We start from the raw sequence: 20,404 nt of genomic DNA, 5'->3' as shown, positions 1-20,404 counted from the left end.
CCCAACGGATCCTAAGGGGCGCGCATTCCCGTAACGGCCGCACGGCACCGCCCCGAGTCCGGAACGAGATCCGAATCGAGATCCGGACGAGGCGGGACGGGGTGGGGAAGAGGTCAGGGGCGGGGATAGGAGCCGGACGTCAGCAGGGTGGCCGCGCTGTCCGCCACGCGCGCGGAGCGCTCGGCGCACGCGGCGTCGAGGACGTACGCCTTGACCCGTTGGGCGTCGGCGGGGTCGGTGAGCACCACGAGGTAGGCGGAGGTTCCCTCGTACTCGCCCTTCTCCTGGGCGAGGACGCCGTCCGTGCGGCCCGTGCCGGCGAGGACGCAGGCGGGGACGTCGGTCGCGCCGCTCCGCTCCTGTGCGGTGACGCCGTCGGTCGTGGACTCGGGGGTGAGTCCCTTCGGGGTGCCTGCGGAGGCTTCCTCGGTGAGCAGGCTCTGGACGCGTTCCTCCATCGGCGTTCCCGAGAACGGGCTCAGCGGTGCGCTCGCGAGTGCGTCGGCCTTCTTCGTGTCGGCGAAGGACGAGGAGTCACCGGCGGACGGCACGCCACCACCCTGGCTGAGGAAGAGGCTCGTCCCGAGGATCGCGGCGCCGAAGGCGGCGCCGAGGCCCGCGAGCAGGGGGACGCGACGCCTGCGCCGCGTCGTGGAGGAGCGCCCCGGGCCGCCGGCTCCGCGCGGGTGCCCCTCGGGCCGGGTGGGGGCGGTGGAGGTGCCCGAGGCCGCCGGAGCGGTGACGGACGGCGCGGCGGAGGTCGGGGAAGGCGAGCGGGTCTCGGTGGAGGGCCGCGATGTTTCACGTGAAACAGGGGCGCTGCTCTCCGGCGCGGTCGCGTGGAGCAGTGCTTCGGCAGCCAGGGCGGCATCGATCCGGCCCGCGATCTCGGCGGGCATGCGCGGCGGTCCCGGCAGGGTGCCGAGCAGTCCCCGGATCTCCGTCAGGGAGTCGCGTACATCGGCGCAGAGGGGGCAGGCGTCCAGATGGCGCCGAATGACGGCCGCGCGGGGCGGAGCGAGAAGCCCCTCGGTCAGGTCGGAGATCTCCGAGACATCCGGGTGCTGTGCCGTGTCGGCCTTGCCGGTCGTGGAAGTCACGCGCGCCCACCTCCGCCCTTCACAGCAGCTGGATCTGTCGGTCCGGTGTCCGTCGGCCCCGGCACCGGTGGGACGGACGTCCCCGGCGTCCGGTTCCTTCCCCCTTCGAGGCCCTCGTTACCCACCGTGTCGGCGCGCAGATGAGTGAGCATGGGCAGGAGCCGAGCCCGCCCGCGTGCGCAGCGGCTCTTCACCGTGCCGGTGGGGACGTCGAGGATACGTGCCGCTTCGGCGACCGGATAACCCTGCATGTCGACGAGGACGAGGGCGGCGCGCTGCTCCGGCGGGAGGGTGGCGAGCGCGGCCAGCAGTTCCCGATGGAGATCCTGGCGTTCTGCGGGCGCCTCGGCCGATTCATGGGGGTCGAGGAGCTGCTCGAAGCGGGCGGTGTCGTCGACCGGCGAGGTCCTGCGGGAGGCGGTCTTGCGCATGCGGTCGAGGCAGGCGTTCACCGTGATGCGGTGCAGCCACGTCGTGACGGCGGACTGGCCGCGGAAGGTGTGGGCGGCCCTGAAGGCCGAGATGAAGGCGTCCTGGACGGCGTCGGCGGCCTCCTCGCGGTCCCCCAGGGTCCGCAGGGCAACGGCCCACAGGCGGTCGCGGTGACGGCGCACGAGCTCCCCGAAAGCGTCCGGGTCCCCGGCGACATGGAGCGCCAGGAGTTCCTCGTCCGCCGCGGTGTGGAGGTCGTCATTCGCTGACGCCACGATTCCCCTCCTCGCTCGGCAGCCGTGCAGGCATTCAATCCGGTCCCCGGCCGGAAGTAAATGAGCGCCGAGCTGGGCTCGGCGCTCATGGTCGTGCGAGTCGGCGGGACCCGCCGTCAGGGGGCGGTCCTGCCCAGGAAGGTGACGTTCGTGAGGGCCTGCTTGTAGCCGGAACCGAAGTAGCCGTCGCCGTTCGAATACGGCGCGGACGTCAGCCAGAGCAGCACATAGCGCGTTCTGACCGCGTCCTTCGCCTCCGGCTTCGCCGTCGTGTCCGACGTCTCGACGGTGGCGATCCGCTTCATCGACTCGGGCAGGCCGGACGGGTACAGAGAGTCCGCCGCGTACAGCGTGATCGCGGTCTGCGGACCGCCGTACCGGAGCGCTATGGACGCCCCGGTCACGTTCTGCTCGCTGCCCAGGTCGTAGACGATCCCGACGCCCTGCTTGTACGGCGCGAGGACGGGGCCGCCCACGTACGTCTTGGTGCGCCAGTACGTGGAGCTGTCGTCGTCGTAGGTGCTGTCGACTCCGCTCGTGTCCTGCGGCTTGCCGTCGGGGGCGTACTCCCTGGCCGATTCGATGGAGAGCGGCTTCGGCGGCAGAGGCTTCTCGTCCATGACCGTCGGGTTGGTGACCGGGGCCTCCTCCTTCGGGCTCTCCGGAGCGAGGAGACGATCCGCGATCTGCCAGCTGCCCAGGCCCAGGGCGGCGATGAGGAGGGCGGAGACCGCCCACTTCAGCGCCGTGCCGGTGCGGCTCTGCAGAGGCGCGGGCGGCACGGGCACCGGCTGCGTCATCATCGGGAGACGCGCCTGCGGGCGGCCGTACGTGCCCTGCTGGTACGTCGTCCGTTGGTACTCGGCAGGGGCGGGGAACTCCGGCTCCGGCGCCTTGACGCGGGGCATCGCGGCCACGGCCTTGGCGAGTTCGTCCGGAGTGGTGCAGGGCGGCTCCTGGCGCGAGGCGGTGGCCCCGTCGTTGGCGAGGGCGCGCATGGCGATCTCGGAGAGCCCCCGGTGCACCCCGGCGCGGACCTGGTCCGGCGGGAGCAGGCCGACGCCCTTGGGGAGGCCGGAGAGCCCGTAGGCGTCGCTGTCGTACGGCCAGCGCTGGGTGAGCGCCGCGTACAGCAGGGCGCCGATGGCCTCGGTGTCGGTGCGCTGCGGGCGCTCGGCGGTGATGCCGCGCAGGGCGGCGTTCACGGCGAGGCCACGGATGCGGTACTGGCCTGTGGAGCTGCGCAGGACGGCGCTCGGCGTCAGCCGGAGGTGCGCGAGGCCTTCGCGGTGGGCGGCCGCCATGGCCTGGGAGAGCTGGTTGACCAGCTGGTAGGCGTCGTGCGGCTCCAGGGGACCGGCCGCGAGGAGCGCGGTCAGTTCGGTGGAGTCGGGAAGCCACTCGTGCACCACGTACACGAGGTCGTTCTCCTCGACGGCGTCGAGGACCTGGACGAACCTGGGGTCGCCGAGGAGGGCCGAGGAGCGGGCCGCGGCCAACACCGAACGGGCCCGCGGGTGGTCGGCAGGCAGCAGGTGGACGCCGACGGCGCGCCGCAGCTTCTCGTCCACGGCACGCCAGCTGCTGAAGCCGTCCAGACGGGTGACGCACTCCTCCAGCCGGTACCGTCTGGCCAGCTTGTGGCCGCTGTGGAGTTCGGGTGCCGTGAGGGAGGACGGTTCGCCGTTCTTGCGTGCGGCCGTCTTCTTCCCGGTGCCCTCGGCAGTCGTCTCCGCCGTCTTCTGCGCTTCCGCCACCCCGTCGGTCGCGGCCGTGTCCGCCTTGGCGGTCAGCGGATCGTCACCGCTGTTGTCGGCCACGTCGACGGCAGCCGTGCTACGTTCCGCCACCGTCGTTCCTGCCTCCCCATCCGTTGCGCCACATCCAACAGCCAAGCCAATTGTGCCCACAGTCGGACGCTGTGCACGACACGCGGTTCCCGCCGAAGGTTGCCCGGGACCGTGGACTCAGCGTCCCAGACGGCCGCGCACCATGCCGACCAGGGTGTTCAGTTCGGCGATCCGCATGCGCTTGGCGGCGACGAAGAAGACACCGAGGAGGACGGCGCCGCCGACGAGCAGGGCGACGAGCGAGCCGAGGGCCCCCTCCCCCAGCAGCTTCAGGAGACCGAAGCCGACGGCACCCGCGACGAGCGCGGCGGGTACGGAGGCCATGCAGAGCCGCGCGTAGGTGCGCATCACGTGGGCGCCGTCCAGGTCTCCGCCCAGCCGGTTGCGCAGGCGGCGCCAGGCGACGCCGACGCCGACCGCGTAGGCGAGGCCGTAGGAGCCGGCCATGCCGACGACGGCCCACTGGGCGGGCAGGAGGACGTAGCAGAGCGCGGAGGCGGCCGCGTTGACGGCGGCGACGATGACCGTGTTGTAGAAGGGCGTCCGGGTGTCCTCGTAGGCGTAGAAGCCGCGCAGGACGACGTACTGGACGGAGTAGGGGATCAGTCCGAGGCCGAAGGCCATCAGGATGAAGCCCATGCCCTGGGCCGCCTCGACGCCGCTGGAGGCGTAGAGCAGGGTGCACATGGGCACGCCGAGCGCCAGGAAGGCGAAGGAGACCGGGACGATCGCGACGGCCGAGTTGCGCAGGCCCTGCGAGATGTCGTCGCGGACGGCGCCCGGGTCGTTGTCGTGGGCGGCGCGGGAGATCCGCGGCAGCAGCGCGGCCATGACGGAGACGGTGATGATGGCCTGCGGCATGCCCCAGATCAGCTGGGCGTTGGAGTAGGCGAGGAAACCGGCGCCGTTCTTCCCGGACTCCTGACCGGCCGCGGTGGCGAGCTGGGTGACGACGAGGACGCCGGCCTGGTTGGCGAGGACGAAGAGCACGGTCCACTTGGCGAGCTTGATGGTCTTGCCGAGGCCGTGTCCCTTCCAGTCGAAGCGCGGGCGGAAGCGGAAGCCCGCCTCGCGGAGGTACGGGATCATCGCCAGGGCCTGGACGACGAGGCCGAGCAGGGTGCCGATGCCCAGGAGCCGGATGCCCTCGTCGGGGATGGTCTGCACACCCATCTGGGACTCGGCGGAGGTGCCGTACACCCAGATGAACAGGCCGAAGGTGACGATCATGACGATGTTGTTGAGGACCGGAGTCCACATCATCGCGCCGAACTTGCCCCGGGCGTTCAGGATCTGACCCATCACCACGTGCACGCCCATGAAGAAGATGGTGGGCAGGCAGTAGCGGGCGAAGGTGACGGCCACGCTGTTGGCCGCGGCGTCGTCGGCGATGGTGTTCGACATCAGCCGGATCAGCAGCGGTGCCGCGAAGACGGCGACCGCCACGATGAGGCCGAGGGCGACCATCACCAGGGTGAGGAGACGGTTGGCGTAGGCCTCGCCGCCGTCCTCGTCGTTCTTCATGGAACGGACGAGCTGCGGCACGAAGACGGAGTTGAGGCCGCCGCCGACGGTGAGGATGTAGATCATCGTCGGCAGCGTGTAGGCCACGGTGAACGTGTCACCGAGCAGTGCGGCACCCAGCGCGCCGGTGATCACCAGGCTGCGGAGGAAGCCGGTGAGCCGGGAGACCAGCGTGCCGGCCGCCATCACGGCGCTCGACTTCAGCAGACCGGAGGCGCGGCCGGTCTTCCGCGGGGCGGGGGCGGGCATCGGCTCCGGAGCGGGGGCGGGCGCGGGGACCTGACCCGGCGTCTGCTGGTCCCGGTAGAGGTGGGCGAACGCGTCGGGCTCCGGCTCGTCCTCACCGGCCCGGGTCACCAGGTCGTCGACGCCGGTGAACTGGACGGTGCGCGCGTCGTCGCCGTACGGCAGGTGGCGCGACGGGCCGTCGGGCTCGGGCGCGGGCGTCTGCGCCCACACCCGGGGGTCCGGGGCGTGCTGCGGGGTCGCCGGCTGCTGGTACAGCGGCTGCGGCTCCTGGTAGGTGCCGGGCGGGGGCGGCGGATGCGCGGCGCGGTCGTAGAGGGCCTCGGTCACCGGGTCCTGGGCGGAGAGGTCCTGCGCACGGTAGGGGTCGTGGGCGTAGGCGTCCTGGACGTACGGATCCTGGGGGTACGGGTGCTGACCGTGCGGGTCCTGCGCGTACGCCCCCTGGGCGTACGGGCCCTGGGCGGCGTAGGGCGCCTGCCCGTTCGGGTCGCCCTGCGGAGGGGGCGGCGGCACGGGCGGACGGCCGGAACCGGAAGGGGGCACGGGTGTCCCACCGGACGGCACGGCGCCACCCGCGCCCTGGCCGCGGTCACCGTCGTACGGCGCGTTCATGGTTACCCCACCTCATCGTCCCCGGCCGACCGGCCACGACATCGCTCAACGGTCCACTTTCTCACCCGAGCCCGACGGGTCACCGCTTTCGGACACGGTGTCCGGCGTCGGGTCACTCGGCTGCGCCTCGGCGCCGCCCACGGAAGCGGAACCCGGCTCGTCCGTCGACGCGGCCTCCGCCTCGGCGGTCCGGGCGGCCAGGCGCTTGCGCTGCGAGTACATCCGTACGCCGGCGAGGACGAGCAGCAGCACACCGCCCGCGAGCACGAGCATCACCGTGGGGGTGATCTCGGAGACCTTCACCGTGAACGTCATCGGCCGGCCGTAGGGAGTGCCGTCCTTCGTGTACAGCTGCGCCGTCATCGGGACCTGGCCGTTGGCGTTGGCCGTGGCGTTGAACTTCACCGACTGGCTGTGCCCGGCGCTGATCCTGATCGGCAGCTCCGCGTCACCGTCGCCGTTGAGCTTCAGACGGTTCTTGTTGCCCGACGACAGGCGCAGCACCAGGTCGTCCACGCCTTGGAGGAGCTTGTTCTGGACGGTCACCGGGATCGTGGCGCTGCGGCCGGACAGGGTGAGGTCGGACTTGTCGACGAGCTGGACGCCCTCGGTGAGGCCCTGCAGATACCTGTAGACGTTGGATCGGTAGATCGCGGCGTCACGGGCCTCGCCCCGCCAGGACGTGGACATCTCGCGGTTGATCGCGTTGCCGAACGGTGTCACGACCCGCTCCGGCTGGGTCAGCACGACCTTGAAGTCGTCCAGTTCGTCCCGCGTGGTCTTCATGTCGCGGAAGGTCAGCACCGGCAGTTCCCGGTCCCGCAGGCGCTTCGGGTAGCGCGAGCTGCCCGGCACGGTGGTGGTCGCGTTGGCGTCCGGCTTGACCGCCGCGGCGGCGATCAGGTCGATCGGCTGCGTCCAGCGGCGGGCGGAGAGGCCCTGGAGCGCCTCCGCCATGGTCTGTGCCTGCGCCGCGGACGGCAGTCGCTGCGGGGCGACCACGACACTGCGCTGCTGCCCGGGCTGCTCCAGCGTGATCGCCAGGGACTGGGCGAGGAACTCCTGGACGGCGAGCGTGGAGCCCTCCGCCCGGACCATGTCCCCTTCGAAGGCGGTCGACAGCAGGGCGTCGCTCACCACGGCGGTGGTGCCACCGCCGAGGGGGCGTGCCGCCGTGGACGTGTAGGAGAGGTCGTCGCGGACGCTGTCGCTGCGCGCGATCACCTTGTCGGCGCCCGCGGAGGTCGCGACCGCCACGATCGACGGATCGACGGCACCCTCGACTGGCCAGGAGAAGTCCGTGGCCGGTTCGACGTGGAGGACGGTCTCGACCGTCGTGGCGGCGAGCGCGGTCGCCGACTGGAGGTGGCCGAGGGAGCCGGGAACGTCCTTGCCCCGGTGCGCCAGGGAGGCGAGGTCGGGGTCGGCGAAGGGCAGGGCGACGACCTTGCGTCCCTGGACCGCCTTCTCCAGCGCGGCCAGCCAGCGCTCGGCCACCGCCTTGTTCGGGCCCGGGACGTGGCCGGTGCCCTCCTTGACGCGGTAGCCGTTCGCCATGGCGTCGACCGAGGCCAGGAGGTCGGGATCGATCACCCAGGTGACCGGGAGGTCCTTGCCCAGTGACACCAGCTCGTCCAGCCGGCCGCCCGGGCGCAGCTCGGCCGCCAGGTCGTCGTCCTCGAAGACCGGGGTCTGCTGCTCGTCGGTGCCCGTCTCGGCGGAGACGTGGGACGAGGAGATCAGCGGCCACAGGTAGGTCAGCTGCGTCTTCTTCGCCAGCGCTTCCGGCTGGTACGGCAGGAAGGTCCGCTCGATGCCGAGTACGCGGTCGTAGCGCTGGTCCGAGGTCTGCCCGGTGAGGGAGACCCCCAGCTGGTAGACGCCGGCCTTGTCGAGCCCCAGCTTGGAGACGGGCACCGACAGGGAGAACTCGGCGCTGAGACCGGCGCCCAGCCGGGCGATGCCGACGCGCGGTGCGTCGAGGGCCGCGGGATCGCTGCCGCTGCGGAAGCCGGTGCGCCGGGAGACCTGCTCGATCTCGCTGCGGCTGGTCATCTGCGGGCCGACGCGCAGATCGATGTGCGCGTCGGTGATGGTCTTCCGGCCCCGGTTGGTCACCGTGCCCGTGACCGTGACGGTGTCTCCCTCGACGGGTGCGCTCGGTGCGAGGGTGTCGAGGGACACATCCACCGTCTTCGATCCGGTGGCCTCCTCGGCGGCGCTCGCCGGAGGCGCGGCCGGTGACTGGAGCAGTCCGGCGAGAAGGGGGGCCCCGAAGGCAACCGTGATGGTGCGCCGCAGCCAGCGGCGGGCAGGTGAGGGACCGGTTCCCTGGATGTCTGCCGCCTCGGCCACGCGCTCGCCCGTCCTCGTCGTTGTCTGTGGTGTCGGTGGTTCCCGGTTGCTGTGTCCAGGCATGGTAACGAGGCACGCCGGGGGCAAGTGCCGGGGACTGCTCCAGCAGATGCGCCCGGCCCCGGCGGCCGGGCGAAAACGGGGACATCGTGGTGAGCCGGGGCACGTACCCTTTTCTGTTGTGCCGAACGCCAACGAAGACACCCCGAACGCGCTGAGCCAGGTGCAGCGCCGCGCCGTCAGCGAACTGCTGCGCGTGTCCCCTGTCGCCGACGACCTCGCCCGCCGCTTCCAGGAGGCCGGGTTCAGCCTCGCGCTGGTCGGCGGCTCCGTACGGGATGCCCTGCTCGGACGGCTCGGCAACGACCTGGACTTCACCACCGACGCCCGCCCCGAGGACGTGCTCAAGATCGTCCGCCCCTGGGCCGACGCCGTGTGGGAGGTCGGGATCGCCTTCGGGACGGTCGGCTGCCAGAAGGACGCACGCGTCGGTGACGCCGTCCAGAGCTTCCAGATCGAGGTGACGACGTACCGCTCCGAGGCGTACGACCGCACCTCGCGTAAGCCGGAGGTCTCCTACGGCGACTCCATCGACGAGGACCTCGTCCGGCGCGACTTCACCGTCAACGCCATGGCCGTGGCTCTCCCCGAGAAGGAGTTCATCGACCCGTACGGCGGCCTGGAGGACCTCGCCGCCCGGATCCTGCGTACGCCCGGCACGCCGGAGGAGTCGTTCTCCGACGACCCGCTGCGCATGATGCGGGCCGCGCGCTTCGCCGCGCAGCTGGACTTCGAGGTCGCCCCCGAGGTGATCACGGCGCTGAAGGAGATGTCCGGCCGGATCGAGATCGTCTCCGCGGAGCGCGTCCGTGACGAACTGAACAAGCTGGTGCTCTCCGCCCACCCGCGCAAGGGCCTCGGCCTGCTCGTGGACTCGGGTCTCGCCGCGCACGTGCTGCCCGAGCTGCCCGCGCTGCGCCTGGAGAGCGACGAGCACCACCGGCACAAGGACGTCTACGAGCACTCCCTGACCGTGCTCGACCAGGCCATCGACCTGGAGGAGAACGGCCCCGACCTGGTGCTGCGCCTCGCCGCCCTGCTCCACGACATCGGCAAGCCGCGCACCCGCCGCTTCGAGAAGGACGGCCGGGTCTCGTTCCACCACCACGAGGTGGTGGGCGCCAAGATGACCAAGAAGCGCATGACCGCGCTCAAGTACTCCAACGAGATGATCAAGGACGTCTCGCGTCTCGTGGAGCTGCACCTGCGCTTCCACGGGTACGGGACCGGCGAGTGGACCGACTCCGCCGTGCGCCGCTACGTGCGGGACGCGGGCCCGCTCCTCTCCCGGCTGCACAAGCTGACCCGCTCCGACTGCACGACGCGCAACAAGCGCAAGGCGTCCGCACTCTCCCGCGCCTACGACGGTCTGGAGGAGCGCATCGCCCAGTTGCAGGAGCAGGAGGAGTTGGACGCCATCCGGCCCGATCTCGACGGCAACCAGATCCAGGAGATCCTGGGCATCGGCCCCGGCCCCGCCATCGGCCAGGCCTACAAGTTCCTGCTGGAGCTCCGCCTGGAGAACGGGCCGATGGAACACGACCAGGCCGTGGCCGCGCTGACGGAGTGGTGGGCGGCCCGGGACTGAGGACCGCGCCGCGCTGTTTCACGTGAAACAGCGCGGGGGGCGGCGGCACGAACGGCAGACGTCGGAGGGGTGACGTTTCACGGGGTGGTGTTTCACGTGAAACATCACCCCTCTCTCCGTCCTCCCCGGGTGGCTAGGGCGGTCCCCGCGTAGATGAGGGCCACCAGCACGACGAGCAGCGGGGAGCGGCCGTCGTGCGGCAGCATCAGGGCCGCGACCCCGGCCGCACCGACGAAGGCCACGTTGAAGAGGACGTCGTAGAGGGAGAAGACCCGCCCCCGGAAGGCGTCGTCCACGGACGTCTGCACCACCGTGTCGGTCGCGATCTTCGCGCCCTGCGTGATGAGACCCAGGACGAAGGCGGCGACGAGGAACGGCGCCGGAGCGAAGAAGAGGCCGAGGAGCGGCACCAGGACCGCGGCGGACCCGGCACACGCGGTCATCCACCCGAAGGGCCCGAACCGCCGCACGGCCCAGGGGGAGAGCAGGGCCGCCGCGAAGAAGCCGGCTCCCGAGATGGCCACGGCGAGACCGAGCAGCCCGAGGCCCTCGGACTCGGTGGAGGTCCAGGCGTACCGGCAGAGCATGAGCACGGTCACGAGCAGGGCGCCGTAGCAGAAGCGCATGAGCCCGATGGCGGCGAGGGCACGGGCGGCGGGCCGCCGCTCACCGAGGTGCCGCAGCCCGGCGACGAGGCCACGGGCCGTCGAGGCGAGGGCCGCGCCGAGCCTGGGTGGTACGAGGGCGGGGTCGGGGCCGAGGAGCCCTCTGGGCATCCGCAGCGAGGCCAGGGCGGCGCAGAGGTACAGGAGGGCGCCGAAGGCGACCACCGCGGCGTCGGAGTCGTCGGCGACCAGCCGGATGCCGAACGCCAGCGCGCCGCCCACGGTCGCGGCCAGGGTGCCGGCGGTGGGCGAGAGCGCGTTCGCGATGACCAGTCGCTCGTCGTCGACGACCCGGGGAAGGGCGGCGGAGAGACCCGCGAGCACGAAGCGGTTGACGGCGGTGACGGAGAGGGCGGAGACGTAGAAGAGCCAGTCGGGCACGGCCGCCAGGACGAGGACGGCGGTCCCGCAGGCGAGCAAAGCCCGCAGCAGGTTCCCGTAGAGGAAGACCTGCCGGCGCTGCCAGCGGTCGAGGAGGACTCCCGCGAAGGGCCCCACGAGCGAGTACGGCAGCAGCAGCACCGCCATGGCGGAGGCGATGGCCGTCGCGGAGGGCTGTTTCTCGGGGGAGAAGACGACGTACGTGGCCAGGGCCACCTGGTAGACGCCGTCGGCGCACTGGGAGAGCAGCCGGACGGCGAGCAGGCGGCGGAAGTCGCGCAGGCGCAGCAGTACGCGCAGATCACGTGCGACGGACATGGCAGCAAGACTCACATACGCCGAGGGCCCCCGGGCAGTGCCTCGGGGACCCTCGGTCGGGAAGTCGCGAGCTTTAGCGCTCGACCTCGCCCTTGATGAACTTCTCGACGTTGGCCAGGGCCTCGTCGTCGAAGTACTGAACCGGCGGGGACTTCATGAAGTACGAGGACGCGGAGAGGATCGGGCCACCGATGCCCCGGTCCTTGGCGATCTTCGCGGCGCGCAGGGCGTCGATGATGACACCGGCGGAGTTCGGGGAGTCCCACACCTCGAGCTTGTACTCGAGGTTCAGCGGGACGTCGCCGAAGGCGCGGCCCTCGAGGCGCACGTACGCCCACTTGCGGTCGTCCAGCCAGGCCACGTAGTCCGACGGGCCGATGTGGACGTTCTTCTCGCCCAGCTCACGGTCGGGGATCTGCGAGGTGACGGCCTGCGTCTTGGAGATCTTCTTGGACTCCAGGCGGTCGCGCTCCAGCATGTTCTTGAAGTCCATGTTGCCGCCGACATTGAGCTGCATCGTGCGCTCGAGGCGGACACCGCGGTCCTCGAAGAGCTTCGCCATCACACGGTGCGTGATGGTGGCGCCCACCTGCGACTTGATGTCGTCACCGACGATCGGGACACCCGCCTCGGTGAACTTGTCCGCCCACTCCTTGGTGCCGGCGATGAAGACCGGGAGGGCGTTGACGAAGGCGACCTTGGCGTCGATGGCGCACTGGGCGTAGAACTTCGCCGCGTCCTCGGAGCCGACGGGCAGGTAGCAGACGAGGACGTCGACCTGCTGGTCCTTGAGGACCTGGACGACGTCGACCGGCTCCTCGGCGGACTCCTCGATGGTCATCCGGTAGTACTTGCCGAGACCGTCGAGCGTGTGACCGCGCTGGACCGTGACGCCCTTGTTCGGGACGTCGCAGATCTTGATGGTGTTGTTCTCGCTGGCGCCGATCGCGTCCGAGAGGTCGAGGCCGACCTTCTTCGCGTCCACGTCGAACGCGGCCACGAACTCGACGTCACCCACGTGGTAGTCGCCGAACTGGACATGCATCAGGCCGGGCACCTTGGTCGCCGGGTCGGCGTCCTTGTAGTACTCGACGCCCTGGACCAGCGAGGCGGCGCAGTTGCCCACGCCGACGATGGCTACGCGAACCGAACCCATTTCCGGTTGCTCCCTGTGTGATCTGGAAGCCCTGCTGAAGGCAGGGCCTCACTTGGTGGTGTCATCGGACGGATCCGGCCGGGTGCTGCCCCCGTGCCGGGGCAGGCCGCCCGTTTCATCGGAATCGTTGTCGTGCCGAGCGGGGGCGTCGGGGCCGGATCGCCGATCCCGCCCCGCCCTCTCGCTCTCGATGAGCTCGTTCAGCCAGCGCACTTCGCGCTCCACGGACTCCATGCCGTGGCGCTGCAGCTCAAGCGTGTAGTCGTCGAGACGCTCGCGGGTCCGGGCCAGCGAGGCGCGCATCTTCTCCAGGCGCTCCTCCAGCCGGCTGCGCCGTCCTTCGAGGACGCGCATCCGGACCTCGCGCTCGGTCTGGCCGAAGAAGGCGAACCGGGCGGCGAAGTGCTCGTCCTCCCAGGAGTCCGGGCCGGTGTGCGAGAGGAGCTCCTCGAAGTGCTCCTTACCTTCCGGCGTCAACCGGTAGACGATCTTGGCCCGGCGTCCTGCGAGTGACGCCGCGAGGGCGTCCTCGGGCGCGCTGCCCGGTTCCTCGATCAACCAGCCGTTTGCGACCAGCGTCTTGAGGCAGGGGTACAGCGTCCCGTAGCTGAAGGCCCGGAAGACGCCCAGCGAGGTGTTGAGCCGCTTGCGCAGCTCGTAGCCGTGCATGGGGGCTTCGCGAAGGAGGCCGAGTACGGCGAATTCGAGGATGCCGGAGCGTCTGCTCATTCGTCGCCTCCTCCGCCCTCGGAACCGTATATGCCGTACTGATGTATCGACTCGATACATCCTGACGATAGAACGGTGCCCCGGCGGCCACAACCCGCGCCACGGTGACCGGCGTCACATCATCAATTCACAGGAGCCGACTTGCCTGATTTGGGGTGAACTCCGGCTGTAGGAGGTTTTTGGCCGTGCGTAGTCTGTGCGGCATGCAGACCACCGGGAACCAAGAGCCGCTCTGGGGCGTCAGTGCTGCGGGTGACCGGCTGCGCTACGGAGGGGCCTCCCATGGGGCTCAGTCCGTGCGCATTTCGGGGGGACCGGAACTCAACTGCCGCTTCCAGGCGCTCACGCCTGCCCGAGGAGTAGTCGTTCGATGAGCGAGCATCGTCGCAAAATGCCGCCGCAGCAGCCGCCGACGGGCGGTCGCGCGGCGGCACGGCGCGCCGCACAGCAGCCGGCGGGACGCCGCCCGGCTTCCTTCCATGACGCCGGTACGGGGGCGCCTGCGGCCTCGTACGGGCCGTCCTCCTCCTACGGGGAGGAGCCGCGTCCCTACGGGGGCCGCGCGGAGGCCCGTCGGGCCGCCCAGCGCGGCAGCCGCAGAAGAGGCGCCGAGACCGGACCCGGCGGGACCGGGGGTCCCGGCGGCGGCGGTCGGCGCGGAGGCGGCGGCGGTGGCGGACACGGCGGCAGCGGGGGGCCCGGACGCGGCCGCGGCGGGGGCAACCCCGGCAAGAAGCGGATCATCGACTATCCGCGTCACGACAAGTACGGCTGGCGCCGCTGGATGCCGTCGTGGCGGCTCGTGACGGGCACGTTCCTGTTCTTCGCGGCGAGCCTGATGGGCGCCGCGGCGATCGCGTACTCGCAGGTGACGATCCCGGACACCGCCGACACGGCGGTCGCCGAGAACAACATCTACTACTGGGCCAACGGCGAGCGGATGGCGACGGAGGGCACCACCAACCGCCAGATCGTCGGCATCGAGAAGATTCCGCTGCACATGCAGGAGGCGGTGATCTCGGCCGAGAACAAGACGTTCCGGACCGACTCAGGCATCGACCCCATGGGCATCGGCCGTGCCGTGTGGAACATGGCCAAGGGCGGCGAGACCCAGGGTGGCTCGACCATCACCCAGCAGTACGTGAAGAACAACCGCCTTGACGACCAGTCGCAGACCGTCAGCCGGAAGGTGAAGGAACTCTTCATCTCCATGAAGGTCGGCAACGAGCTGGACAAGGACGCGATCATGGCCGGCTACCTGAACACCGCGTACTACGGGCGCGGTGCCTACGGCATTCAGGCGGCCGCCCGGGCGTACTTCAACGTGGACGCCAGGGACCTCAACGTCAGCCAGTCCGCGCTGCTCGCCGCGGTGCTGAAGGGCGCGACGTACTACGACCCCGCCGGTTACCCCGACATCGATCCGGAGGCCACGGCCGAGAAGAACACCGTGCGCGCCACCGAGCGGTGGAGCTGGATCCTCGACGAGATGGTCAAGGACGGGAAGCTCACGGCGGAGGAGCGGGCCAAGTACCCGGCCTTCCCCAAGGTCGAGAAGCGCAAGGCGAGCGGCAACCTGACGGGACAGATCGGCTATCTCGTCAACACCGCCAAGGTCAACGTCAAGGCGCAGTTCGACATCGGCGAGGCAGAGCTGGCCCGCGGCGGATACGAGATCCACACCACCTTCGACAAGGCGAAGGTGATGGAGATGGAGAAGTCCGTCAAGAAGATCTACGACGAGTACATCGACCCGGAGAAGCGTCCGGACACGGACACCCACGTCGAGTTCGGCGGTGCCTCCGTCGAGGCCGAGACCGGGAAGATCGTCGCCATCTACGGCGGCCAGAACTACACCGAGCACTACACCAACAACGCCGACAACACCGGTGCCCAGGTGGGCTCGACGTTCAAGCCCTTCGTGCTCGCCGCCGCGATGCAGGACGGCGTCCGTGATCCGGACCTGGGGCCCGTCCAGGACGCCTCCACCCGCACGATCGTGGACCCGGACAAGAGCCGCTACTCCGGACGGAACAAGCAGGAGGTCCGGAAGTACAACGGCGAGATCTGGCACAACGAGAAGGGTGAGGAGTGGCGCCAGCCGAACGACGACAACAAGAGCTACGGCAACATCACCCTTCGCGAGGCGATGATCCGCTCGGCGAACTCGCCGTACGTGCAGCTCGGCATGGACGTCGGCATCGACAAGGTGCGTGAGGCGGCCGTCAAGGCGGGACTGCGGAGGGACTCGCTCGACACGGGCGAGGTTCCTTCCTTCTCCCTCGGCATCTCCAGCCCGAGCGCCATCCGCATGGCGGGTGCCTACGCGACCTTCGCCAACGAGGGCGTGCAGAACGATCCCTACTCGGTCGAGAGGGTCGTCAAGGGCGGCGAGACCGTCGGAAAGCACAAGGCCGATCCGGAGCAGGCCTTCTCCACCGCCATCACCAGCAACGTCACGGACGTGCTCCGCGACGTCGTGGAGAACCCGAGGGGCACCGGCCGCAAGGCCGCGGTCCCGGGTGTCCAGGTGGCCGGCAAGACCGGTACGACCGACGGCAACAAGTCGGCCTGGTTCGTGGGCTACACCCCGACCCTGTCGACGGCGATCGACATGTACCGCCTCGACGACGACGAGACGAAGAAGAAGCGCGAGTTCCTGGAGATGTACGGCACGGGTGACCAGCCGAAGATCCACGGCTCGTCCTTCCCGTCGCGCATCTGGCAGGACTTCATGTCCACGGCCGTGAAGAGCTACAAGATCGAGAGCTTCCCGGAGCCGGAGAAGCTGGAGAACGCCGAGCCGGTCTATGGCGGCGAAGCCACCAGCGAGCCCCCGACCCCGACGGCCACCCCGACGACGGAGTCCCCGTCGGCCACGCCGACGACGACCCCGCCGACCACGCCCACGACGACTCCTCCGACCACCACGAAGGAGCCGAAGCCGGGCAAGACGACCTGTGACTTCCTCGACTGGGAGTGCGACAACCAGGGCAATCCGGGCGGCAGTACGGGCGAGCCGACGACGACACCGCCCGCCACGGGCACGACGTCGCCGACACCGACGGGCACACCGTCGGACGGGAACGGCAACGGCGGGAACGGCAGACCCGAGGACGGGACCTGGATTCCCTGATCCGGTTCCCGGGAGCGCCCGAACGTCCGAGGGCCGTCGCACTTCGGTCCGTACCACCGTGTACGGGCCGGACGCGGCGGCCCTCGCCGTTTTCCCGGGGACGTACGGCAGGATGTCCCCTATGCCGAGCCTCCAGAAGACGCCTGCGCCGCGCGACGACTCGCCGGACCGCTCGTCCGTGGTCGTCCCCACCCACCGGGACCCGGTGGCCGCGGCGGGCAGCGAACTGATCGGTGGCCCGTTCGGCCGGCGCGCGTTGATCGGGACCGGCCAGTTCTCCCCGGTCCGGGTGATCGCCCTCGTGGCGATCGGGATGTACGCCCTCGGCATGGTGCAGAAGCTGCCCTGCTACAACTGGGCGTGGTTCGAGGGCCTCACCTCCCAGTACACGCACGCCTGCTACTCGGACATCCCGCACCTCTACGAGGGCCGGGGCTTCGCGGCCGGCCTGATGCCGTACTTCGACCGGCTGGGCGGCGACATACCGTTCCTGGAGTACCCGGTCCTCACCGGCCTCTTCATGGAGGTCGCCTCCTGGCTGACGCCGGGCGGCGGCGCCATGCGGGAGCAGGAACAGGCGTACTGGCTCGCCAACGCGGGCATGCTGATGGTCTGCGCGGCCGTCCTCGCGGTCTGTGTGGCCCGTACGCACCGTCGGCGGCCCTGGGACGGCCTGCTCGTCGCGCTGGCCCCCTCCGTCGCGCTCACGGCCACGATCAACTGGGACCTGCTCGCCGTCGCGCTGACGGCCGCCGCCGTCCTCATGTGGTCGCGCGGCCGACCGCTGGCCTTCGGCGTCCTGCTCGGCCTGGCGACCGCCTCGAAGTTCTACCCGGTCCTGCTGCTCGTCCCGCTGCTGCTGCTCTGTTGGCGGGCGGCGAAGTGGCGGGAGTACGGGACCGCGGTGCTGGGAGCCGTCGGCGCCTGGCTCGTGGTGAACCTGCCGGTGATGCTGCTCGCGCCCGAGGGGTGGAAGCAGTTCTACCTCTTCAGTCGCGACCGGAACGTCGACTTCGGCTCGGTCTGGCTGCTCGTCAGCCAGCGCACCGGCGTCTCGATCCCGCCGGAGCGGGCCAATCTGTACGCGCTGCTGCTGATGGCGGTCGCGGTCGCCGGGCTTGCGGTGCTGACCTTCACCGCCCCGCGCAGGCCCCGCTTCGTCCAGCTGGCGTTCCTGATCGTGGCCGCGTTCGTGCTGACCAACAAGGTCTATTCGCCGCAGTACGTCCTGTGGCTCGTCCCGCTGGCCGTGCTCGCCCGGCCGCGCTGGCGCGACTTCCTGATCTGGCAGGCCTGCGAGGTCATGTACTTCCTGGGCATCTGGACGTACCTGGCGTTCACGGCCAGCGGCAACAAGCAGGGCCTGCCGGTCGACGGCTACCAGTTCGCGATCGTCCTGCACCTGGCGGGCACGCTGTACCTGGTCGCCGTGGTCGTACGCGACGTCCTGGCGCCCGAGAAGGACCCCGTACGCCAGGACGGCACCGACGACCCCTCCGGAGGCGTCCTGGACGGCGCGGAGGACGTCGTCGTCGCGGGCAGGGCGGCCCGCCCGGCGGAGCACGCGGCGGAGCCGCCCCCGGCGTGGCCGCGCGTGGAATGGGGCACCCCCGAAGAGCAGAGCTTCCGGGGGTGAGGGCCGCCGGCCCGGATCACCGGGCCGGCGGGAACAGCGAGGACGACCGGAACGGCCGGCCCGGAGGGTGCGCTCAGCGCTCGACGAGCCGGTCGAACTGCGTCGTGGTGTGGCGCAGATGCGCCACCAGCTCGTCGCCGACGCGCGGCTCCTGGGCGTCCGACGGCACGAAGAGGATCGACACCTGCATGTGCGGCGGCTCGGCGAACCAGCGCTGCTTGCCCGCCCACACGAACGGCGACAGGTTGCGGTTGACCGTCGCCAGACCGGCCCGCGCCACGCCCTTCGCGCGGGGCATGACGCCGTGCATGGCCTTCGGGGCCTCCAGGCCCACGCCGTGCGAGGTGCCGCCCGCGACGACGACCAGCCAGCCGTCCGAGGCGGCCTTCTGCTGGCGGTAGCCGAACCGGTCGCCCTTCGCGACCCGGGTCACGTCCAGGACCGCGCCCCGGTACTCCGTGGCCTCGTGGTCGCCCAGCCACAGCCGGGTGCCGATCCGCGCCCGGAAGCGGGTCTGCGGGAACTGCTGCTGGAGCCGCGCCTGCTCCTCGGCCCGCAGGTGGCTGACGAACATGGTGTGCAGCGGCAGCCGGGCGGCCCGCAGGCGGTCCATCCAGGCGATGACCTCCTCGACCGCGTCGGTGCCGTCCGGGCGGTCCAGGGGGAGGTGCAGGGCGAAGCCCTCCAGGCGCACGTCCTCGATCGCGGAGTGGAGCTGGTGCAGCTCCTCCTCGCGGACGCCGTGGCGCTTCATCGAGCTCATGCACTCGATGACGACCCGCGCTCCGACCAGGGCGTGCACGCCGTCGACGGAGGAGACGGAGCGGACGACCCGGTCCGGCAGCGGAACCGGTTCCTCACCCCTGCGGAACGGCGTGAGCACCAGCAGGTCGCCGCTGAACCAGTCCTTGATGCGGGCGGCCTCGTACGTCGTGCCCACCGCGAGCATGTCGGCGCCGAACCGGGCCGCCTCGTCCGCGAGCCGCTCGTGGCCGAAGCCGTAGCCGTTGCCCTTGCAGACCGGGATCAGACCGGGGAACTGGTCGATGACCGTCTTCTGGTGCGCCCGCCAGCGCGCGGTGTCGACGTAGAGGGAGAGCGCCATGGCCGGCCCGGAACCTTTCTGACGGAAGCGGTGTATCAAAGGTATGTACGAGACTACGGAAAGCGTGAAGGCGCGACACGGGTGCGTGCCGCGCCCGCGCGCGTCAGCGGCGCGACATGTAGATGTCGAGCGCCTTGTGCAGCAGCTTGTTGAGCGGGAAGTCCCACTCGCCGACGTACTCGACGGCCTCGCCGCCGGTGCCCACCTTGAACTGGATCAGACCGAAGAGGTGGTCGGTCTCGTCGAGCGAGTCGGAGATGCCCCGCAGGTCGTAGACGGTCGCGCCCATCGCGTACGCGTCGCGCAGCATCCGCCACTGCATCGCGTTCGAGGGCCGGACCTCGCGGCCGATGTTGTCGGAGGCGCCGTAGGAGTACCAGACGTGCCCGCCGACGACGAGCATGGTCGCGGCGGAGAGGTTCACGCCGTTGTGGCGCGCGAAGTAGAGCCGCATGCGGTTGGGGTCCTCGTTGTTGAGGACGGTCCACATGCGCTGGAAGTACGAGAGCGGGCGCGGCCGGAAGTGGTCGCGGACGGCCGTGATCTCGTACAGGCGCTGCCACTCGGCCAGGTCCTCGTAGCCGCCCTGGACGACCTCGACGCCGGCCTTCTCGGCCTTCTTGATGTTGCGGCGCCAGAGCTGGTTGAAGCCCTTGAGGACGTCGTCGAGCGAGCGGTTGGCCAGCGGGACCTGGAAGACGTAGCGGGGCTGCACGTCGCCGAAGCCGGCGCCGCCGTCCTCGCCCTGCTGCCAGCCCATCTTCCGCAGCCGGTCCGCGACTTCGAAGGCGCGCGGCTCGACGGTGGTGGCCTGGACGTCCTTGAGCCGCTTGACGTCCGGGTCCTGGATGCCGGACTTGATGGCGGCGGAGTCCCAGCGCCGGATGACGACCGGGGGGCCCATCTTCACGGAGAAGGCGCCCTGCTGCTTGAGGTGGGCCAGCATCGGCTGGAGCCAGTCGTCGAGGTTCGGCGCGTACCAGTTGATGACCGGGCCCTCGGGCAGATAGGCCAGGTAGCGCTTGAGCTTCGGGAGCTGGCGGTAGAGGACGAGACCGACGCCGACGAGCTCGCCGCTCTTGTCGAACCAGCCGAGGTTCTCCGAGCGCCACTCGGTCTTCACATCAGCCCACGCCGGGACCTGGCAGTGGCTCGCCGCGGGCTGGCTCTGGATGTATGCCAGATGCTGCTCACGGCTGATGGTCCTCAGGGTCAGGCTCATGCGGGGCGCTC

13 protein-coding genes are annotated in these 20,404 nt (G+C 70.5%); 3 read left to right on the top strand and 10 right to left on the bottom strand.

Features of this window, described 5'->3' with window-relative positions:
* Positions 1-113: 113 nt before the first annotated feature.
* From ACWDVG_RS10120 to ACWDVG_RS10100, 5 genes are all read right to left on the bottom strand, one after another.
* Positions 114-1,100 carry a hypothetical protein gene (locus ACWDVG_RS10120; protein ID WP_451698012.1) on the bottom strand — a complete coding sequence of 329 codons (987 nt, stop codon included), beginning with the start codon at positions 1,098-1,100 and terminating at the stop codon, positions 114-116.
* Positions 1,097-1,807 carry an RNA polymerase sigma factor SigM gene (gene sigM / locus ACWDVG_RS10115; RefSeq protein WP_451698011.1) on the bottom strand — a complete coding sequence of 237 codons (711 nt, stop codon included), beginning with the start codon at positions 1,805-1,807 and terminating at the stop codon, positions 1,097-1,099. Before sigM ends, ACWDVG_RS10120 begins: the two co-directional genes overlap by 4 nt.
* A gap of 116 nt (positions 1,808-1,923) precedes the next feature.
* A complete protein-coding gene (locus ACWDVG_RS10110) occupies positions 1,924-3,657 on the bottom strand; it encodes a protein kinase family protein (protein ID WP_451698009.1) in 1,734 nt (577 codons plus the stop codon).
* 117 nt (positions 3,658-3,774) lie between these two features.
* The gene (murJ, locus tag ACWDVG_RS10105) at positions 3,775-6,042 is read right to left on the bottom strand and encodes a murein biosynthesis integral membrane protein MurJ (RefSeq protein ID WP_451698007.1); all 2,268 of its coding nucleotides are present in this window, start codon (positions 6,040-6,042) and stop codon (positions 3,775-3,777) included.
* A gap of 45 nt (positions 6,043-6,087) precedes the next feature.
* Positions 6,088-8,397, bottom strand: a complete 2,310-nt coding sequence (locus ACWDVG_RS10100; RefSeq protein ID WP_451698006.1) for a DUF6049 family protein — start codon at positions 8,395-8,397, stop codon at positions 6,088-6,090.
* A gap of 181 nt (positions 8,398-8,578) precedes the next feature.
* Here ACWDVG_RS10100 and ACWDVG_RS10095 point away from each other — a divergent pair, with 181 nt between their 5' ends.
* Entirely contained in the window at positions 8,579-10,045 is a 1,467-nt protein-coding gene (locus ACWDVG_RS10095) for a CCA tRNA nucleotidyltransferase (RefSeq protein ID WP_451698004.1), read from the top strand.
* A 104-nt stretch (positions 10,046-10,149) separates the two neighbouring features.
* Here ACWDVG_RS10095 and ACWDVG_RS10090 read toward each other — a convergent pair whose 3' ends face one another.
* From ACWDVG_RS10090 to ACWDVG_RS10080, 3 genes are all read right to left on the bottom strand, one after another.
* Positions 10,150-11,409 (bottom strand): MFS transporter, encoded by a 1,260-nt coding sequence (locus tag ACWDVG_RS10090; RefSeq protein ID WP_451698002.1) that lies wholly within the window; start codon positions 11,407-11,409, stop codon positions 10,150-10,152.
* Positions 11,410-11,482: 73 nt separating this feature from the next.
* The gene (locus tag ACWDVG_RS10085; RefSeq protein ID WP_451698000.1) at positions 11,483-12,565 is read right to left on the bottom strand and encodes an inositol-3-phosphate synthase; all 1,083 of its coding nucleotides are present in this window, start codon (positions 12,563-12,565) and stop codon (positions 11,483-11,485) included.
* 48 nt (positions 12,566-12,613) lie between these two features.
* Positions 12,614-13,294, bottom strand: a complete 681-nt coding sequence (locus ACWDVG_RS10080) for a helix-turn-helix transcriptional regulator (protein ID WP_451697998.1) — start codon at positions 13,292-13,294, stop codon at positions 12,614-12,616.
* A 370-nt stretch (positions 13,295-13,664) separates the two neighbouring features.
* Between ACWDVG_RS10080 and ACWDVG_RS10075 the strand changes: the two genes are divergently transcribed.
* Together ACWDVG_RS10075 and ACWDVG_RS10070 are read left to right on the top strand one after the other, a co-directional pair.
* Positions 13,665-16,430: a transglycosylase domain-containing protein gene (locus ACWDVG_RS10075; RefSeq protein WP_451697996.1), complete on the top strand. Its 2,766-nt coding sequence runs from the start codon at positions 13,665-13,667 to the stop codon at positions 16,428-16,430.
* 121 nt (positions 16,431-16,551) lie between these two features.
* Positions 16,552-18,066 carry a glycosyltransferase family 87 protein gene (locus tag ACWDVG_RS10070; RefSeq protein ID WP_451697994.1) on the top strand — a complete coding sequence of 505 codons (1,515 nt, stop codon included), beginning with the start codon at positions 16,552-16,554 and terminating at the stop codon, positions 18,064-18,066.
* A 73-nt stretch (positions 18,067-18,139) separates the two neighbouring features.
* Here the strand turns inward: ACWDVG_RS10070 and ACWDVG_RS10065 are convergent, their stop codons facing one another.
* Positions 18,140-19,171 carry an alanine racemase gene (locus tag ACWDVG_RS10065; protein ID WP_405855515.1) on the bottom strand — a complete coding sequence of 344 codons (1,032 nt, stop codon included), beginning with the start codon at positions 19,169-19,171 and terminating at the stop codon, positions 18,140-18,142.
* A 103-nt stretch (positions 19,172-19,274) separates the two neighbouring features.
* Positions 19,275-20,393 carry a lipid II:glycine glycyltransferase FemX gene (locus ACWDVG_RS10060; RefSeq protein WP_451697992.1) on the bottom strand — a complete coding sequence of 373 codons (1,119 nt, stop codon included), beginning with the start codon at positions 20,391-20,393 and terminating at the stop codon, positions 19,275-19,277.
* Positions 20,394-20,404: the final 11 nt, after the last annotated feature.

The organism is Streptomyces sp. NPDC003327, assembly GCF_053589515.1.
The sequence above is the reverse complement of the archived record's forward strand: the minus strand, read 5'-3'. Positions and strand labels throughout refer to the sequence as shown.

Bases quoted from the DNA above. Each gene is read 5' to 3' on its own strand.
- ACWDVG_RS10070 (WP_451697994.1), top strand. From the start codon at position 16,552: ATGCCGAGCCTCCAGAAGACGCCTGCGCCGCGCGACGACTCGCCGGAC.
- ACWDVG_RS10075 (WP_451697996.1), top strand. From the start codon at position 13,665: ATGAGCGAGCATCGTCGCAAAATGCCGCCGCAGCAGCCGCCGACGGGC.
- ACWDVG_RS10090 (WP_451698002.1), bottom strand. From the start codon at position 11,409: ATGTCCGTCGCACGTGATCTGCGCGTACTGCTGCGCCTGCGCGACTTC.
- ACWDVG_RS10080 (WP_451697998.1), bottom strand. From the start codon at position 13,294: ATGAGCAGACGCTCCGGCATCCTCGAATTCGCCGTACTCGGCCTCCTT.
- ACWDVG_RS10065 (WP_405855515.1), bottom strand. From the start codon at position 19,171: ATGGCGCTCTCCCTCTACGTCGACACCGCGCGCTGGCGGGCGCACCAG.
- ACWDVG_RS10060 (WP_451697992.1), bottom strand. From the start codon at position 20,393: ATGAGCCTGACCCTGAGGACCATCAGCCGTGAGCAGCATCTGGCATAC.
- murJ (WP_451698007.1), bottom strand. From the start codon at position 6,042: ATGAACGCGCCGTACGACGGTGACCGCGGCCAGGGCGCGGGTGGCGCC.
- ACWDVG_RS10085 (WP_451698000.1), bottom strand. From the start codon at position 12,565: ATGGGTTCGGTTCGCGTAGCCATCGTCGGCGTGGGCAACTGCGCCGCC.